Here is a 16,779-nt window from a genome sequence, read left to right on the forward strand (position 1 = left end):
TTCGGCCAGCGAGCATTGCACCGCCAGCGCGAGGCTTTCCATCGCTTCGATGATCGGCGTTTCGGTTTCCTCCGCGCTGATCAGGAATGTATGTTCCGGCTTGGCCGCCGCTATCTGCTGGGCCGACGAAATCGGCAGCACACCGAGCGTATCGATACCGACGACCGCTTCGAGCCGCTTCGGATCGCGGATCCGGCCCGCGCCGAGCGCTTTGACCTGCACAGCGATGAAGCCGAACAGCCCGCCTGCCGCACCGCCCAGCAGCAGCGCGAGGATCGCATTCGGACGGCTCGGCTTTTCCGCTACCTCCGCGTAGTCGACGATCGACGCGTTACCGCCACTGCTTGCGGTCGCAATCTGCAGCTGTTGCGCGTTGTTCATCAAGCCGATATATAGCTGGTTCTCGACTTCGACCTCACGCGAGAGCCGCAGCAATTCCTGCTGCAAGCCGGGCAACTGACCGATGCGCTCGGACAGCTTATGCGATGCGGCGTCCAGTTCCTTGAGCTTTCCCAGCACGGCATCGAGAGGCGGCTGGCCGAGCTGGTACTTGGAGCGCAGCTCCTGGTAAGTCAGGTTAGTGTCCAGCTTGGCCTTTTCGATCGCCGCGGACTGGTCCAGCAAGCCCTTGATTTCGCCGCCGACATCGATGCTGCCTTCACGCAGCCGAAACGCGTTGAGCGCGTCTTCCGCTTTTTGCAGCCGCGCGCGCACCGTCGGGATCTGCGAGTTCAGGAAGGTCAGACTGCGTTCGGAGTCCTGGGCGCGGCGGGTATCGTTGCTCTTCAGATACGCGTTGGCAATCGCGTTGACGAGGCGTGCGGCATAGAACGGGCTGCTGTCGCTGTATTCGACCTCGAAGACGCCCGATTCCCGCTTGGTCTCGGCGACATTCAGCTTCCTGATGATGAGGTCGACCGTGGCCTGCGTCTCATGGCGCACGAGGCTGAATTCGGTGCCCGGGCGCGCGCTCACCGACGCCAGCAGAAGCCGGTAATCGCCCGAGACGGCGAGTTCGCCGACCTTGCCCTTCAACACCTCGTTACCGGTGCGGTCCAACAGCGTCCATTGGCCGTCGCCTTCGTACATGAGCGTGTGCGGCTTGCCTTTCTGGGTCGCGGGAACATCGAATGAGCCGATCTTCAGGTTTTCACCGCCCCATGCCCAATGCGTCAGGCCGAACGGCGCGCTGGCGAGTCCATCTGGATCGCGCGGCAGCACCGTCCCGAGCCAGCGGCCCACCAACGGGAATGTGTTCTTGACCGTGACGCTCGTCTGCGCAGCCGCCGCTTCGACGGCCTGCGTGACGACAGTCCGTGAACGCGCGACGTCGATCTCGCCGAGAATCGGCGAGCCATTCACATCCAAAGCGCGCGACACGGTGGACAAGGAGCCCAACGCACTGCTCTTTTTGTCCTCGATCTGAATTAATGCGTTCGCCGAATACATCGGCGAGGCCAACAACACATACGCGCATCCAAGCAGAAGTCCCGACAAAAGCACGCTCAAAAACAGATAGCGATAATTGAGAACGTTTTCCAGCACGTCGAACACTGAGAATGTCGACACATCCTGAACAATAGCGGGGCTTGGCCCGTGACCGACATCGTTGCGCATATGCAAACTCCGATTATTGAAAACGCTCTTCTGGCGTCGGGCGGCGACCGCGTGGCGGCGCTCGCGACACCAGGGCTTGCGTGTCTATGCGTCCGGAAGATAAAGCTGACGGTAAAGAAACCCTATTGGATTGGAATGCCAACGCCCCCGAATAACTCATAGAATGCAGACTTTCTAGCCACACTATCGGTTATGACCACAGTCAAATGGATACTGCCCGCGTTAACCCTCTGTTTCAGTGCGCTACCCCTCACTGCAAAAGGTGAAGCTCCGGTTCGTAATCTGGCGCCTCCTAATACATCGGCAAGTCATACCTTTGCGGCCACACGAAACGGTAATCTTGGCGGGTCGACCTCGGTTTCCGATGTCAATATCCATACGCTGCTTTACCCGGGGCATACGACCAAGGTGCTCGCGCATTATTTGCCGTGGTGGTTCGCTCCCCAATCGCGCGGCGTCACGGTCGGCTATCGGTCGGACGATCCGGCGCAGGCGTTCCGCACGTTCAAGGACATGCAGGCGCGCGGTATCGATGGCGTGATCGTCGACTGGTACGGTGAGCACGATGCGAATGGCCAGCCCGAGCCCATCGATGTCGCGTGGCGCAAATCGATGCCGGAACTGGCGAAATTCCCCGCTATGTCGTTTTCGATCATGGTCGACGCCGGGACTTACAACTTCAATCATTGCAAGGGCTGCGACGTCACCCAAACGGTCCTTTCCCAACTCGACTATCTGTCGCGCAGCTACTTTTCCTCCCCGCAATACCTGAGGTACGACGGCCATCCCGTGGTGTACGAATTCGGCCTCGACTGGTCCGGCAAGGTCGACTGGTCGCGCATTCAGGCGGCGCACCCGGAGATATCGTGGGTTCACATCCATAAACAGGGCTTCGATCGGGACGACAGCGCAGGCGCTTTCGTGTGGATCGCCCCCGGCTTCGCGGCCCGCAAGACCGGCGTCGCGGACCTGGCCGAGCTAAAGGAGTTCTATCGATACGCGCGCACGGAGCCGACCAAAATCGCCACCGGCGGCGTTTTCAAGGGCTTCGACGATCTACTGGCCGCCTGGGCGAAACCGAACCAGAAGCACTACATGCCGCAAGCTTGCGGCGATACCTGGCTGCAGACCTTCGATCTGATCAACCAGAACTACAGCGCAACCCGCCAGTTGCCGTTCGTCCAGCTGATCACCTGGAACGACTACGAGGAAGGCACGGCGCTCGAATCCGGGATCGACAACTGCGCGACGCTGCAGGCGCATCCGTCCGGCAACACGCTCGCCGTCAAACTGTCACACGCCGAGACAGTCGATCACCTCGAGCTGTATCAGTCGTTGCCCGAAGGCGAATATCGGCTGATCAACCGCTACCCGCCGGCGAGCGCCGCGATCACGCTACCGGCAGGCGTTGCGGGCAGGCTCTATCTGAAGGCGGTCGGCAAACCATTCTTCAAGAACGTCGTGTCTGCACCGATCACGGTCGAGCGGCCGAAATGACTTCGTTCGCGGCGTCGGGCTGGCGCCGCGGCTCGCGCGACGGGTCCTGCCCGAACCAGTCGAGTAGTTCCGGCAGCCCGTCGATGCGCGTGCCGAGCGACGCGCTCAACTCCAGCTCGTACTCACCTGCCGGTGCCAGCAGAAAGCGGTGCGCGACGCCGGCTCGCGCCGCGGCGTGCAGATCGGACGGCTTGTCGCCGACCATCAGCGAGCTTTCCATGTCCAGATCGAAGTCCACGCGCGCCTGTTCCAACATCCCCGGCTGCGGCTTGCGGCAAGCGCAGGCCTGCCGGTACGCGCCCAGCCCGAACTCCGGATGGTGCGGGCAGTAATAGACCCGGTCGATTCGCGCGTGCCTGGCCTCGAATTCGCCGAGCATCCAGGCGGTGAACGCCTGGAACTGATCGACCGTGAAATAGCCGCGCCCGATGCCCGCCTGGTTCGTGACGAGAACCACCAGATAGCCAGCGTGATTCGCCGCTCTCACAAGTTCGAAAATGTCTTCGTTGAACACGCATTCGTGCGACGTGTGCAAATAGCCGATATCGACATTGACGACGCCGTCGCGATCGAGAAATAGCGCTTTACGAGTCATGGGCGGATTGTTCACACATCAGCGGCACCACCTGCTGGGCGCGCGCGTAGTCCGACGGAATACCGATATCGATGAATTCGGTGATGTCCGGAAAGACCCGTATGTCGAGAGAGTCCACGTGGCGGCGCAGGAAATCGTCTTCAAACGAAAAGCGTTTGGGCAAGTCGAATTCGAGCAGGCGCGCTGCATCCAGCGCATAGACGCCGGCATTGATGAAACCCGGCGCCGGCACGGGCCGCTTTTCTTCGAACGCGATCAGGCGCTTCGAGCCGGCATCGAATTCGAGCGTTCCATACCGTGACGCATCGGGCACGCTGGTGGCCGCGATCGCAAGCTCCGCACCCGCCGCGTCGAAAAAGCCGGCGAAACCGCACAAATCCAGATTCGTAATCGTGTCGCCGTTCATCACGATCATCCGCGGTGCACCATAGCTGCGCAGCGCATGCACGATCGCGCCGCCGGTACCGAGCGGCTCATCTTCTTCGATCACAGTCACGGATAGCGCGAGCGATTGCCGTTGCAGCCAGCCGATGATTTCGCCGCATCCATAGCCTAGCGACAGCACGACGTCCGTCACCCGCTGCTGCTCCAGCCAACGCAGCATCCATGCGAGAAACGGCTGACCACCGACACTCGCCATCGCTTTCGGAAGACCGTCGCCGAGGACCGGCCGCAATCGCGTGCCGAGACCGCCCGCCAGGATCAGGCATGGAAGCATCCTGCTCATGATCCGAAGATGTTCTGTTCGACGATACCGCAGACGATATGGCCGCAGACCAGATGGCCTTCCTGAATCTTCGGCGTGGACGTCGACGGAATCTCGATACACAGATCGGTCAGCGCACGCATTCTGGCCGCGCCCTCTTCATGGCTGCCCGTGAAACCTACCGTGAACATATCGCGTTCCTTGGCCACCTCGAGCGCGCGCAGAATGTTCGGCGAGCGGCCCGACGTCGAGTACGCCCAGAACACATCTCCGGGGCGGCCAACGGCTTCGATCTGCCGCGCGAACAGCTTTTCATAGCCGTAGTCATTGCCGATCGCGGTCATCACCGACGTATCGACGGTCAGCGCAAACGCCGCGAGTCCCGGCCGATCGAAATTGAAGCGGCTGACGAATTCACCCGCAATATGCTGCGCGTCTGCCGCACTGCCGCCGTTGCCGGCGAGCAAGATCTTCTTGCCCTGGCCTAGCCGCGTCGTGATCTCCTGGGCCAGCGCTTCGACCTGCTTGATCACGTGCGGACTCCTGGCCAGCGCGCTCAGAACCTCAACGGTCTTCTCGATTTCATCGATGACGGAAATGCTCACGATATTCTCCATGATTGGGCACCGTTCTCGGTGAACGTGCAGGACATGACCTGACCATCGCGGCTGCCAAGCGCGCGTGTCACGGCCGGGCGATCGATCGGGTCGACGAAGAACATCATGAAGCCCCCGCCTCCGGCGCCCGACACCTTGCCGGCTTTCGCGCCGGCGTTAGTGGCGATCCGCCACAACTCGTCGATCGACGGATTGGAAATACCTTTGGCCATGCGTTTTTTCGCTTCCCACGAATCGCTCATCGACGCGGCAATGCCAGCGAAATCGGCACGCAACACGGCCTCCTTCATTCTGGTCGCCTCGGCCTTGACCTCGTGAAGAGCGGCAAGCGGATCGGTCTGGTTTTCGACCACGTTGTTGCTTTGCTCCTTGATGATCTTGGCCGATTCACGCGACACGCCGGTATAAAACAGCACCAGCGACGCTTCCAGCTCGGCCTTCGTATCCTGTTTGATCCGCAGCGGATTGACGATGACCTTGTCGCCATAAAACTCCATGAAGTTCAGGCCGCCGAAGGTTGCCGCGTACTGGTCCTGCTTGCCGCCCGCGAGCGCAAGATCGATCCGCTCGATGTCGTGAGCGAGTTTCGCGACATCGTATTCGCCGAGCGGCAGCGACAGCAGCTCGCAAAACGCCTGCACGAGCGCAACCACCACGGTCGACGAAGAACCCAGTCCGGATCCCGGAGGCGCCTCGGAATGGGTCGTAATCGAGACAGCCAGCGGATGTCCGCCATTGAATTGCCTGACGATCCGGTTGTAGACGCCGACATGCAGGCCGAGCCCATTGATAGGCGGGAGTTCCGGCGAGATCTCCCCGGTCCAGCGTACCTGTGTGTCCGCAGCGGTCAGCTCGATCTTCGCGTCGTCGCGCGGCACGATCGACGCGTAGGCAAACCTGTCGATCGTCACGTTGAGCGTCAGTCCGCCAAAACGGTCCGAATAAGGCGATACGTCGGTTCCACCTCCAGCCAGTCCAAGCCGTAGGGGCGCGCGGGAGCGGGCGATAAAGTGCGTCATGATTTATCCTTCCTCGGCAATAGAGCGGCTATGTGAAACCGCCTGGTTCGTACCGACCGGATCGGGCGTGCGACTACGCTGCTGCCATCCGGCAGCACCGCACCGATGCGCTGCCGGTCTCGCAGCGCACAGCGTTTTCGTTACGAAAGCCCGACCCTGTGATCAGTTTTTCAACCTTTTGCTTCCATCAAAGGTTCGGCTTTCGCGTGCTGTCCGACCAGGAACTCGCGCACCCGCTCGCAGATGAACGTGATGTCATCGCGCATCAATGCGGGATAGCTCGGCAAGTTGATGCCTCGGCTCGCGATTTCGTCGGCCACCGGGAAATGCTGGCCGGGCGCCGCGTACATCGGCATTTGATGAACCGGATAGAAGAGCGGACGGGTTTCGATACCGTCGCGTTGCAGCGCGGCGCGCAATGCGTCACGGTCGCCAGCGTCATCGACGAGTATCGAGACCATCCAGTAGCTGTGCAGCGCGCGCGGATTGACGGCATGCACCTGCACCGGCAGCCCGGCTAGAGCCTGCCGATACCATTCGGCGATTTGCTGCTTTTTCGCGATCAGATCGTCGATGGATTCCATCTGCGCGCAGCCAATCGCCGCGGCGATATTCGTCATCCGATAGTTGAAGGCGATCGCGTCATGCCAGTATTCGCGCTCGCTACTCACACCCTGGCTTCTCAGGTGCCGGATCTTGCGGTCGAGCTCGGCGTTGCTGGTGACCACCATGCCGCCTTCGCCCGTCGTAATCGTCTTGTTGCCGAAAAAGCTGAAGCAGCCGACATCGCCGATCGTGCCGACATGGGCGCCGTCAAAACGGGTGCCGATTGCTTCGGCGCAGTCTTCGATTACATATAGCGAGTGTTTTTTCGCCAGCGCCATCACCGCGTCCATATCGGTCGCCTGCCCATACAGATGCACGACCATGATGGCTTTGGTTTTGCTGGTGATCTTGCGCTCGGCGTCCGCGATGTCCATCTGCCAGTACGCCGGTTCGCTGTCGACGAAAACCACATCGGCGCCGGTGTACTTCACCGCATTCGCGGACGCAATATAGGTCAAGGTCGGAACCAGAACCTCGTCGCCGGGGCCAATGCCCAACGCGGCCAGCGCGACGTGCAGCGCGACCGTGCCATTGCTGACCGTAATCGCGTGCTGCGCACCGAGCCACGATCCAAACGATTCCTCGAACTGGCTCACGTACTTGCCCTTCGAAGAAATCCATGTCGAGTCCAGACAGTCCATCACGAGAGCTTTCTCGCGACCATTGAGGTACGGAGCGTAGACCGGATATTTGAGGTTCATAGTTGTTTCCTATGATCAACCGCTAAAAGCAACGATTGGAAAAATGCTGAGCGGCCGGCTGTTCGCCGTTATCACCGCTCACTGTCAACGCTCGCCGTCCCTTCGCTGCGGACTTCGAGTGCCGCCCCTGTCCTTACGGACTTAAGTTATTGTTGTTGCCCCTGCGCTAGCGGATTGGAAGATCAGTCGCGAGTGCATGCTCGAACGTGGCATGCGACTGCACCGATCGGTCAACCTTATGCAGAAGTTCTTTAATGCTTCGTCTCGCTCCATCTCCATGACACCGGAGCCGAATCAGCACGAGTGCGATGCATGCATCGGGTCACTACCGAGCGCTACGCATTGCGAGCGCCCGTGCTGTGCCGTTGGTAGGTAGATTAAGGTTCGTTCTCCGCGCGATCCGTGCGCTGCACAACACAACATCTGTTACTGCCGCGGCGCTGATCGGCGCGCGGATGAAACGACGGCCGTGCGGGTCAAATGCGGGATGGCCGGACACGGCCGGTCTTCTTAGCGAAATTCCGACAATGCGTGGCGTGAGCCTGATTGCCTTGGTATCCGGATGACGCCTGGACGCAGAAGGGTGGGCTCAGCGGGATGTGGGGGTTCATCGCTGCCGTCGAGCGAATGGGCAGACATATCACGTCAGGCAGCGGGCACTGCGTGACAGAGCGAGAGATCGGGTTTGCGCCGAGGGTGGAGAGCGACGTACCTGGCGGATTGGCGCGCGGAACTCTACAGACCGGCGACGTTCCTCACGCCGCCGGAGCTTTTGTCGGCAACGCGGACACGAGCCAGTATCTGCGAGCGCTTTACATTCGAGCAGGTGTGCAACGCGCCGCTCGAGCAAACAACAGCTGCCCGTTCAACGCGATGCAAAAGGTACGCTGCGCTCGCCGGCCGAAAACCGATGGCAAAAGCAACGTGATGATGAAGAACACGATTCCAAGCTAGCCGCCGGCGCGCGATGCAACCGGCAGCCACGCTGACTTACCGACCCGGCCGCGAAGCGCTAAGCCGGCAGCGCCGACTCTTCCAGCCGGAACACGGCGATCGCCTCTTTCAGAACGATGGCCTGCTCTTCGAGCGATTTCGCGGCGGCCGCCGCCTGCTCGACGAGCGCCGCGTTGTGCTGCGTGACCTCGTCGATCTGCGACACTGCTTTGTTGACCTGCTCGATGCCATCACTTTGTTCGAGCGCCGATGCTTCGATCTCGCTCATGACGCCGGTCACGCGCTCGACCGCTTTCATCGCTTCCTGAATCGTCTTTTGCGCATCGGACACGAGAGACGCACCCTGCTCGACCTTGGCCGCCGATTCGCCGATCAACTCCTTGATCTCTTTCGCCGCGGAGCCCGAACGCTGCGCGAGGCTGCGCACTTCCGAAGCCACCACCGCGAAGCCGCGCCCCTGCTCGCCAGCGCGCGCCGCTTCGACCGCCGCGTTCAACGCGAGAATATTGGTCTGAAACGCGATCCCCTCGATCATGCCGATGATCTCCGTCACCTTGCGCGACGACTCGCTGATGCCGTCCATCGTTTCGGTGACACGCGAGACCACCGTGCCGCCGCGCGTGACCGTATCGAGCGCGCCGTGCGCAAGGCGGTTGGCCTGCTTCGCGTTGTCGGCGTTCTGCTTCACGGTCGCCGACAGTTGTTCCATGCTCGCGGCGGTCTGTTGCAGCGCGGCCGCCTGCTGCTCGGTACGCGCCGACAGATCGGCATTGCCCGCCGCGATCTCATTTGCGCCTTGCGTGATCGCGCTCGTGCTGCCGCGCACCTTCGCGACGGTTTCGACCAGACCGTCGCGCATCCGCGTCAGCGCGCCCAGCAACTGGCCCATTTCGTTGCGCGAGCGGACCTTGATCGCGACGCTCAGGTCGCCGGCCGCCATCCGCTCGAAGTGCTGGACCGTCGCGTTGACCGGCTTGATCAGCGCGGCCGACAACGCGACGCGCGCCGCCACGCCGATCGCCAGCGAGATCACCGCGATCGCGCCGAACAGCAGCGTCGCGAGCTGGAAACGTCGCGCACCGGTTGCGGCCTGTTCGCCCCGGCTATCGATCTGCGCGTTTTCGAGCGCGTCGATCCCCTTCGAGTAGGCTGAATAAAGGCTGTTCGCGGTGTCGCCCTGCAGGTTGCGGAACGTGTTGAAGTCGTACTCGGCGAGCGCCTTGAATTCCGGTTCCAGCGCGTTGTCGACCAGCGCCGCGCGCGCCTGCGCGACGTTCTGCGCGAGCTTGCGCTCGGCGTCGTTCTCGAACGGCCCCGCCATGTAATTGTGGAAGTCGTTGTTCGAGTCGGCCAGCACCTTGTGCGCGGCCGGCAGCATGCCGTCGGTCTGTTTGCCGACGCTGAACAGCGTCTGGAAAGTACCCAACGCGAGCTGCACCTGCAGGAGCTTCTCCGAACTCGCCTTCAGATGCGACAGCGCAACGGCGCTATGCTGGGTGTCGTTCAGGCTGTCGTTGGCGAGCTTCAGCGCGCCGTAACCGACCGCGATCACCGTCAGAAGGAAGGCGACGAATACGCTGACGACCAGCGTCAGCCCGCCACGAATTGTGATGTTGTTTAGCATTGGATCTCCGGTACGTCGTGCTCTGGCCGCGGCGACACTGGGTTGGCCGCCGCGCGCGCGAACCGCTCGCCGCCGATCGCCGAGCACCGGCAATCGCGGCTCGTTTCGGCGGCTTTATTCGGCGGCTCGTTCAGCGGACCGCATCACGGATCGCATGAATGAACGCCGAGCGGTTGTTGCGCGCGACTTACACCTCGCCGCATCCTGGTTTACGGCCGTCGCGAGCGTGCGCCGCATAGGGGAAATCCATAGGAAGCCAGCACTGGCGCGGCTTTGCGGCTGGTTTTCGCATCACTATCTGGGATATTCTCAGCCGCGCGTGAAAGCTTCGCTCACCGGCCGCGCGCCGGTCGCGATGCGTTTCGTTTGTATAATTCCGCGTCTTCGCTCAGGCCCACTTTCATGCTCAGTTTTGCGCTCGGCTTTCTGGTTTCTCTGCTGATCACGCTGTTGATCGTGCGCTACGCGCATCTGCATGAAGAGTTCTCGACCGATACCGATCTGGCCGGCGTGCAGAAATTCCACGCGCACCCGGTGCCGCGCATCGGCGGGGCCGGGATTCTGATCGGGGTGATCGTCTCCGCGGTGCAATTGCATCGCGCGTATCCCGCTGTGTCGGGCAGCATTCTCGGGCTGATCGCGTGTGGGATGCCGGCCTTCGGCTCGGGCCTCGTCGAGGATCTGACCAAGCGCGTGTCGCCGCTCGCACGCCTGATCTGCACGATGGCCGCCGCCGCGCTCGCCTTCTTCCTGCTCGATATCGCAGTCACGCGCATCAGCGTGCCGCCGCTCGACTTCCTGCTGTCGTACGCGGCGATCTCGTTCGTGGTCACGGTGCTCGCGGTGGCCGCGCTCGCCAATGCGGTCAATATCATCGACGGCTTTAACGGCCTCGCGTCGATGGTCGCGTTCATGATGTTCGCGTCGCTTGCGTATGTTGCGTTCCAGGTGTCCGATCCGGTCGTGCTGTCCGCGTCGTTCATGATGATGGGCGCGGTGCTCGGCTTCTTCATCTGGAATTTCCCGGCCGGGCTTATCTTTCTCGGCGATGGTGGCGCGTACTTCATCGGCTTCCTGCTCGCCGAGTTGTCGATCCTGCTGGTGATGCGCAATCGCGACGTGTCCGCGTGGTACCCGGTGCTGCTTTTCATGTACCCGATCTTCGAGACATGCTTCTCGATCTACCGCAAGAAGTTTATTCGCGGGATGTCGCCGGGTATTCCGGACGGCGTGCATCTGCATATGCTGGTCTACAAACGGCTGATGCGCTGGGCGGTCGGCGCGCGCACCGCACGCGAACTTACGCGCCGCAACTCGCTGACCTCGCCGTATCTGTGGCTGCTGTGCCTGATCGCGGTAGTGCCGGCAACGCTGTTCTGGCGGCACACGCTGCATCTGTTCTGCTTTGTCGTGGTGTTCGCGGCAACCTATGTGTGGCTGTACATGCGCATCGTGCGCTTCAAGTCGCCGCGCTGGATGGTGGTGAGAAAGACGAAGCGGTAAGCCACGCCAGCCGGCGCGAACACCCGTTGGCAGCTGCGCCGCTCTGGGACGCCTTCCGCTTCGCGCGGCGGGCCCGCGCCGGGCCCGCGGCACTGTGATCTAACGGCGCAATCCGAGCCACCTTAATAGAAACCGACAAGACGAGTGGCGTTGAAAGCCCGATTTAAAGCGGGCAGTAGAAATTGCCATCCCATCACATCCAGGCAACCAACGCAGTAAAAAATGCCGTGCGGAAACAGACACTAAAAGGTGCGGTGCATCCATGAGGTCATGTTAACCTCCGGTGCACTATCAGAGTTTACTGACAACAAGATGAACAGCTTCGATTCCTCCATCGAAACGTATCTGTCTCACATCCACTTCGGTGAGTTCGTGACCAAATCGATCGAGGTCATCGCCGACCTGTACTCGTTCAAGGGGCTCATCCTTATTCCCGTACTGTTGTGGATGTGGTTTCAGCCGCACCAGCGCATCGAGTGGCGGCGGCAAATCGTTCTCGCCACGCTTGCCAGCGGGCTGCTGGCGCTCTTTGTCGGAAGGCTGCTGACGCACGTGTTGCCGTTCAGAGTGCGCCCGATCTTCAACACCGAACTGCATCTGCAGTTTGCAACGACCTCGGCCAGCGACGCGTCGCTGACAAACTGGAGTTCTTTCCCGAGCGACCACGCGATGCTATGGATGGCGGTCGCCACCGGCATCTTTATCGTATGGCGCGGCATCGGTACGCTGGCGATCCTCTACACGCTGCTGCTCATTTGCCTGCCGCGCGCCTATCTCGGCTTTCACTACCCGACCGACTTGCTGGTGGGTGCCGCGGTGGGAGTGGCGATCACCGTGTTGATGACCCGCGACGCGATCCGCGTGCGCTACGCGGCTCCGCTGCTTCGATGGATCGAACGCCGCCCCGCGCCTGCCGCTACACTAGGCTTCATCCTGTGCGTCGAGCTGGTCACGCAGTTCGACGAACTGCGCAAGGTGGCGGCCGGTCTGCTCAAGCATCTATAAAACGCGCGCTGCGCACCGATGCGAGCTTTAACGATCCACGCAAGCCAGATACGCGCCGGCGCTTGCGCTGCTTACGACGCGCGCGGCAGCGGCGTCACGCTGCGCAGCGTGGCCGCCGTCGCCGGTTGATATTCCGACACCCAGCGCCGCAGGTCGCGGCGCACTTCATCGTCGGATGGCACGCGATGCTGCATCAGCCACGGCAGCAGATTGTCGATCAGGCTGTCGGGCACCTCGCGCGCCTGCGCGATGCGCAGTTTCGGATGCGGCGTGCGAGTGGTCGTTTCGTCATCCGCGAGCAACTCCTCGTAGAGCTTTTCGCCCGGCCGCAGGCCCGTGAACACGACGCGAATCTGCTCTTCGGTGAAGCCGTACAGACGGATCAGATCGTGCGCGAGATCGGCGATCCGCACCGGTTTGCCCATGTCGAGAATGAAGATCTCGCCGCCCCGGCCCATGCTCGATGCCTGCAACACCAACTGCGACGCCTCCGGAATCGTCATAAAAAAGCGCGTGATGTCCGGATGCGTGACCGTGACGGGACCGCCGCGCGCAATCTGCTCCTGGAACTTCGGAATGACGCTGCCGGCGCTGCCGAGCACGTTGCCAAAGCGCACCGTTTCGAACTGGGTACGCCGCGCGCCCTGCTGCTGCAGCGCCGAGCACGTCATCTCGGCGAGCCGCTTGCTCGCGCCCATCACGTTGGTCGGGTTGACGGCCTTGTCGGTCGAGATCAGCACGAAGTGCGCGACATCATGGCGGATCGCCGCGCGCGCGACGCGGTAGGTGCCGAGCACGTTGTTGCGCACCGCCTGCCACGTGTTGATCTCTTCCATCAGCGGCACGTGCTTGTAGGCCGCGGCATGAAACACGATGTGCGGGCAATAGCGCGCCATCACCTGATCGAGCAGCAGCGAGTCCTTCACGTCGCCGATGATCGGCACGACCGACACTTCCGGATACTTGTCGCGCAACTCTTCATTGAGCCGATAGATCGAGAACTCGGAGACATCGAACGCGACCAGCTGCACCGGGCCGAAGCGCAGGATCTGCCGGCACAGCTCCGAGCCGATCGAGCCGCCCGCGCCCGTCACCATCACGACGCGGTTCTTCAGCAGCGCCTCGACGTGATCGGTGTCGATCGTGACCGGGTCGCGGCCGAGCAGATCTTCGAGATCGATCTGGCGAACCCGCGACAGAAACGCCTGGCCTTGCGTGAGCTGGGTGAGCGCCGGCAGCGTCATCGCCCTGACGCCGGCGCGCACGCACAGCGTCGCGATACGCCGGTGCGCTTCGACCGACGCCGACGGCACCGCGATGATCACGTGTTCGACCTTGAGTTCGGCGCTGATTTTCTGCAGATCGCTGATAGCGCCGAGTACGCGATAGCCGTAGATTTCACGGCCGTGTTTGACCGGATCGTCGTCGAGCAGGCCGACGAGGCGCCATTGCCCCGAGCGCTTCAACTCACGCACGAGGTTCGCGCCGGCATTGCCCGCGCCGAGCACCAGCACCGGTTTGCCTTGCCCGACCAGACCGCCGTAGCGATAGAACTCCTTGGCCGCGCGATAGAGCGCGCGCGAACCGCCCATCGTCAGGAACAGCAGCATCGGCGAGACGATCAGCACCGAGCGCGGCACGATCGGCGCCGGCTGCAACAGCGCCGACGCGATCATCACGACGAGCGCGCCGACCGCGATCGCCTTCGCGATACGCACGAGATCGGGCAGGCTCGCGAACACCCACATGCCGCGATAAAGACCGTAGCCGCGGAACATGACCGCGTAGATCACCAGCACCCAGACGAGCGCATGCAGCCCGCTCGACCAGAACGGCGCGGGCACCGGCCCGTTGAAGCGGATCACATAGGCCAGCAGCCAGGCCGTGGCCACCGCGCATAGGTCGAATGCAAACGCACTGAACGGAAGCCACCTGGCTTTGAAGGTTTTCATTGCGCAGAACCTCGGGTTTGCCCGGAACGGGACATATGGCGCCGCCAGCGGCGGTCAATGCACAGCCCTGCAACGGCCAGCACGGCTGCCCATCCGGCGACGGTCAGCCATTGATACATCAGAGAGAACTGTAGCGCGCAAATAGCAAGCATTATGCCCACCGCCATGAACAAATACCAAGTCCACGCGGTCGATGCGTGTCCCAATCCGGACTGCACCAGTCTTTGATAGTAGTGTTCGCGGTGCGCCTGCCAAAATTTTTCACCGCGCAGCAACCGCTTAACCAGCGTCACCGACGCATCGCCGATAAATGGCGCGAAGCACAGCGCTGGAAACCACACCGGCCAGACGCCCTCGCGCCAGCCCCAATAGCCGAGCGCGCCGGCCAGGAAGCCGAGCGGAATCGAGCCGGCATCGCCGAGAAACACGCGCGCGGGATGGAAGTTGAACAGCAGAAAACCCGCCGCCGCGCCCGCGACGATCACACTCGCCGCCGCGAGCGCCAGATCCGCATGGACCGAGAGCGACGCGGCCAGCGCATAGCCGCCGAAGCCGAACAGCGCCATGCCGCCCGCGAGGCCGTCGGAGCCGTCCATGAAGTTGTACAGATTGACCAGCCACACGAGCAGCACCGCCATGCACGCGAGCGCCCACCAGGCGACGTCGGCCGGATAGACGGCGATGAGCGCCGCCACCGCCGCCGCATGGCCGCCGAACCGCACGCGTGCCGGCAAGCCGCGGCGGTCGTCGATCTGCGACAGTGCGGCGAGCAGCGCGGCGGCCAGCGCGGGCAGCCACAGCGACGGCGCCGCCAGCCCGATCAGCACCACCGAGACCGGCACGATGCCCCAGCCGCCGACGCGCGGCGTCGGGCGGGTATGCAGCGAGCGGTCGTTGGGGATGTCGGTCGCGAGCCGCCATGCGAGGCCGCTGCGCAGCAGGACCCACAGAATCGCGGCGCACCCGGCGAGTGCGGCGAGGCCCCACGGCAGCAGGGCAACGATGGAAAAGTCGGAATGCGAAGCGGGCGGCATCGATGAGTTTCAGGAGTTAGCTGCGAGGAGGGTTGGCGGATTCAACGCGCATTCAACGTGGATTCAACGCAGGTTCGGATCGGGATGTGGCGGGATTCAGGTCGAGTTCACTCGGGTTCCAGCTCAACTTCAATGCGTGGCGCGATACCAGGCGACGGTCTCGAGCAGCCCATGCTCGACGGTAAACGGCGCCACCCAGCCGAGGCGTTCGCGGATATGCGAACTGTCGACGCGTAGCTCGCCGATCAACCGGTCGATCTGCGCCGAGCGTCCGCTCAGGCGGCCGGCCAGCCGCAGCACACCGGCCGGCACGGGCACGAGCCGCGCCGGCGCATGCAGCTGCATCGCGAGCGCGCGCACGAGTTCGGGCACGCTGAGATCGCGGCCATCGGTCACATGGAAGGTTTCGCCGGCCGCGCGCGGATCGGTCGCGCAATGCACGAGCGCATCGGCGAGGTTGTCGACGAACACGAGGCTGCGGGGCGCCTTGACCGCGCCGAGCGGCAACGGGATGCCTTTGGCGATGGCGTTCATCAGTTGCAGGAAGTTGGCGCGCACGCCTGGACCATAGACCAGCGGCGGCCGTACGACGACGACTTCGAGACCCGCCGAGCGGCCGTAGTCGAACAGCGCGCGCTCGGCTTCGAGTTTGGAAATGCCATATGCATCGGATGGCGCGGGCCGGTCCGTTTCGGTGATCGGCTGGCCGGTGCTCGCCTCGCCCATCGCTTTGATGCTGCTGACGAACACGAAGCGCCTCGCGCCCGCGCGCCGCGCCGCGGCCGCGACGCGTAAGCTGCCCTCGACGTTGGTCGCGCGATAGGCGGCGAGTGGCTCGGTCAGGGTCTCGCGCATCACGTGCACGCGCGACGCCAAGTGGATCACCGCATCGCAATTGAGCGTGACCGGCCAGCGCTGGTCGATGCCCGCGAAGTCTTCGGTATCGAGCAGCCATTCGCGCACACCCTCGGCGGCCGTCTGCGGCCGGCGCACCACGCCGATCACGCGATCGCCCCGCCGCAGCAACGCGCGCGATACCGCTTGGCCGACGAAGCCGTTGGCGCCGGTCACGAGGATCTGCAGACTCATCGCAATGCTCCGTCACGCACTTCGCGGCGCACGATGTCGCCCGCGCCATGCCGTGCGACCCACGCGAACAGACGATCGCCGGCACGGCTGGAAGCGGCCGCAATCGGCGGGAAAGGCGGATCGGACACGATACAATCTGGCATTGGCGGTGATTTCTCAGGAAGTCTGGCTGGGAACGTATTGTATTCGGGCAACACCCGTTGCGGCCCGCGAGTCGCGAGGCATGGCGCAAAGCGTCGGGCCGTGATAATAAAACGGAC

13 protein-coding genes are annotated in these 16,779 nt (G+C 62.8%); 3 read left to right on the top strand and 10 right to left on the bottom strand.

Annotated features, from left to right (window positions below):
- A partial coding sequence (locus tag VGH68_RS29655; protein WP_331607312.1) for a GNVR domain-containing protein occupies positions 1–1,569 on the bottom strand: 1,569 nt, incomplete at its 3' end.
- A 456-nt stretch (positions 1,570–2,025) separates the two neighbouring features.
- Between VGH68_RS29655 and VGH68_RS29660 the strand changes: the two genes are divergently transcribed.
- The gene (locus VGH68_RS29660; protein ID WP_331607313.1) at positions 2,026–3,114 is read left to right on the top strand and encodes a hypothetical protein; all 1,089 of its coding nucleotides are present in this window, start codon (positions 2,026–2,028) and stop codon (positions 3,112–3,114) included.
- Here VGH68_RS29660 and VGH68_RS29665 read toward each other — a convergent pair.
- The 6 genes from VGH68_RS29665 to VGH68_RS29690 form a co-directional block, all read right to left on the bottom strand.
- Complete coding sequence (locus tag VGH68_RS29665) at positions 3,092–3,709, bottom strand: HAD family hydrolase (protein WP_331607314.1); 618 nt, start codon at positions 3,707–3,709, stop codon at positions 3,092–3,094. The genes VGH68_RS29660 and VGH68_RS29665 overlap by 23 nt on opposite strands.
- On the bottom strand, positions 3,699–4,436 hold the full coding sequence (locus VGH68_RS29670) for a sugar phosphate nucleotidyltransferase (RefSeq protein ID WP_331607315.1): 738 nt from the start codon (positions 4,434–4,436) through the stop codon (positions 3,699–3,701). The genes VGH68_RS29665 and VGH68_RS29670 overlap by 11 nt, the downstream gene beginning before the upstream one ends.
- The gene (locus VGH68_RS29675; protein WP_414697010.1) at positions 4,433–5,032 is read right to left on the bottom strand and encodes a D-sedoheptulose-7-phosphate isomerase; all 600 of its coding nucleotides are present in this window, start codon (positions 5,030–5,032) and stop codon (positions 4,433–4,435) included. Before VGH68_RS29675 ends, VGH68_RS29670 begins: the two co-directional genes overlap by 4 nt.
- Entirely contained in the window at positions 5,017–6,051 is a 1,035-nt protein-coding gene (locus VGH68_RS29680; protein WP_331607317.1) for a dehydrogenase, read from the bottom strand. The genes VGH68_RS29675 and VGH68_RS29680 overlap by 16 nt, the downstream gene beginning before the upstream one ends.
- A 170-nt stretch (positions 6,052–6,221) precedes the next feature.
- Positions 6,222–7,358: a DegT/DnrJ/EryC1/StrS family aminotransferase gene (locus VGH68_RS29685; protein WP_331607318.1), complete on the bottom strand. Its 1,137-nt coding sequence runs from the start codon at positions 7,356–7,358 to the stop codon at positions 6,222–6,224.
- A gap of 1,012 nt (positions 7,359–8,370) precedes the next feature.
- Entirely contained in the window at positions 8,371–9,936 is a 1,566-nt protein-coding gene (locus tag VGH68_RS29690) for a methyl-accepting chemotaxis protein (RefSeq protein WP_331607319.1), read from the bottom strand.
- A gap of 402 nt (positions 9,937–10,338) precedes the next feature.
- Here VGH68_RS29690 and VGH68_RS29695 point away from each other — a divergent pair, with 402 nt between their 5' ends.
- The gene (locus VGH68_RS29695) at positions 10,339–11,439 is read left to right on the top strand and encodes a glycosyltransferase (RefSeq protein WP_331607320.1); all 1,101 of its coding nucleotides are present in this window, start codon (positions 10,339–10,341) and stop codon (positions 11,437–11,439) included.
- 312 nt (positions 11,440–11,751) lie between these two features.
- The gene (locus VGH68_RS29700) at positions 11,752–12,444 is read left to right on the top strand and encodes a phosphatase PAP2 family protein (RefSeq protein ID WP_331607324.1); all 693 of its coding nucleotides are present in this window, start codon (positions 11,752–11,754) and stop codon (positions 12,442–12,444) included.
- 71 nt (positions 12,445–12,515) lie between these two features.
- Here the strand turns inward: VGH68_RS29700 and VGH68_RS29705 are convergent, their stop codons facing one another.
- From VGH68_RS29705 to VGH68_RS29715, 3 genes are all read right to left on the bottom strand, one after another.
- On the bottom strand, positions 12,516–14,396 hold the full coding sequence (locus tag VGH68_RS29705; protein WP_331607321.1) for a nucleoside-diphosphate sugar epimerase/dehydratase: 1,881 nt from the start codon (positions 14,394–14,396) through the stop codon (positions 12,516–12,518).
- Complete coding sequence (locus VGH68_RS29710; RefSeq protein ID WP_331607322.1) at positions 14,393–15,430, bottom strand: glycosyltransferase family 4 protein; 1,038 nt, start codon at positions 15,428–15,430, stop codon at positions 14,393–14,395. The genes VGH68_RS29705 and VGH68_RS29710 overlap by 4 nt, the downstream gene beginning before the upstream one ends.
- A 129-nt stretch (positions 15,431–15,559) precedes the next feature.
- Complete coding sequence (locus VGH68_RS29715) at positions 15,560–16,519, bottom strand: SDR family oxidoreductase (RefSeq protein WP_331607323.1); 960 nt, start codon at positions 16,517–16,519, stop codon at positions 15,560–15,562.
- Positions 16,520–16,779: the final 260 nt, after the last annotated feature.

The organism is Paraburkholderia sp. (assembly GCF_036488505.1).
In the GTDB taxonomy this organism is placed as follows: domain Bacteria; phylum Pseudomonadota; class Gammaproteobacteria; order Burkholderiales; family Burkholderiaceae; genus Paraburkholderia.

Bases quoted from the DNA above. Each gene is read 5' to 3' on its own strand.
- VGH68_RS29665 (WP_331607314.1), bottom strand. From the start codon at position 3,709: ATGACTCGTAAAGCGCTATTTCTCGATCGCGACGGCGTCGTCAATGTC.
- VGH68_RS29670 (WP_331607315.1), bottom strand. From the start codon at position 4,436: ATGAGCAGGATGCTTCCATGCCTGATCCTGGCGGGCGGTCTCGGCACG.
- VGH68_RS29675 (WP_414697010.1), bottom strand. From the start codon at position 5,032: ATGGAGAATATCGTGAGCATTTCCGTCATCGATGAAATCGAGAAGACC.
- VGH68_RS29680 (WP_331607317.1), bottom strand. From the start codon at position 6,051: ATGACGCACTTTATCGCCCGCTCCCGCGCGCCCCTACGGCTTGGACTG.
- VGH68_RS29685 (WP_331607318.1), bottom strand. From the start codon at position 7,358: ATGAACCTCAAATATCCGGTCTACGCTCCGTACCTCAATGGTCGCGAG.
- VGH68_RS29690 (WP_331607319.1), bottom strand. From the start codon at position 9,936: ATGCTAAACAACATCACAATTCGTGGCGGGCTGACGCTGGTCGTCAGC.
- VGH68_RS29695 (WP_331607320.1), top strand. From the start codon at position 10,339: ATGCTCAGTTTTGCGCTCGGCTTTCTGGTTTCTCTGCTGATCACGCTG.
- VGH68_RS29700 (WP_331607324.1), top strand. From the start codon at position 11,752: ATGAACAGCTTCGATTCCTCCATCGAAACGTATCTGTCTCACATCCAC.
- VGH68_RS29705 (WP_331607321.1), bottom strand. From the start codon at position 14,396: ATGAAAACCTTCAAAGCCAGGTGGCTTCCGTTCAGTGCGTTTGCATTC.
- VGH68_RS29710 (WP_331607322.1), bottom strand. From the start codon at position 15,430: ATGCCGCCCGCTTCGCATTCCGACTTTTCCATCGTTGCCCTGCTGCCG.
- VGH68_RS29715 (WP_331607323.1), bottom strand. From the start codon at position 16,519: ATGAGTCTGCAGATCCTCGTGACCGGCGCCAACGGCTTCGTCGGCCAA.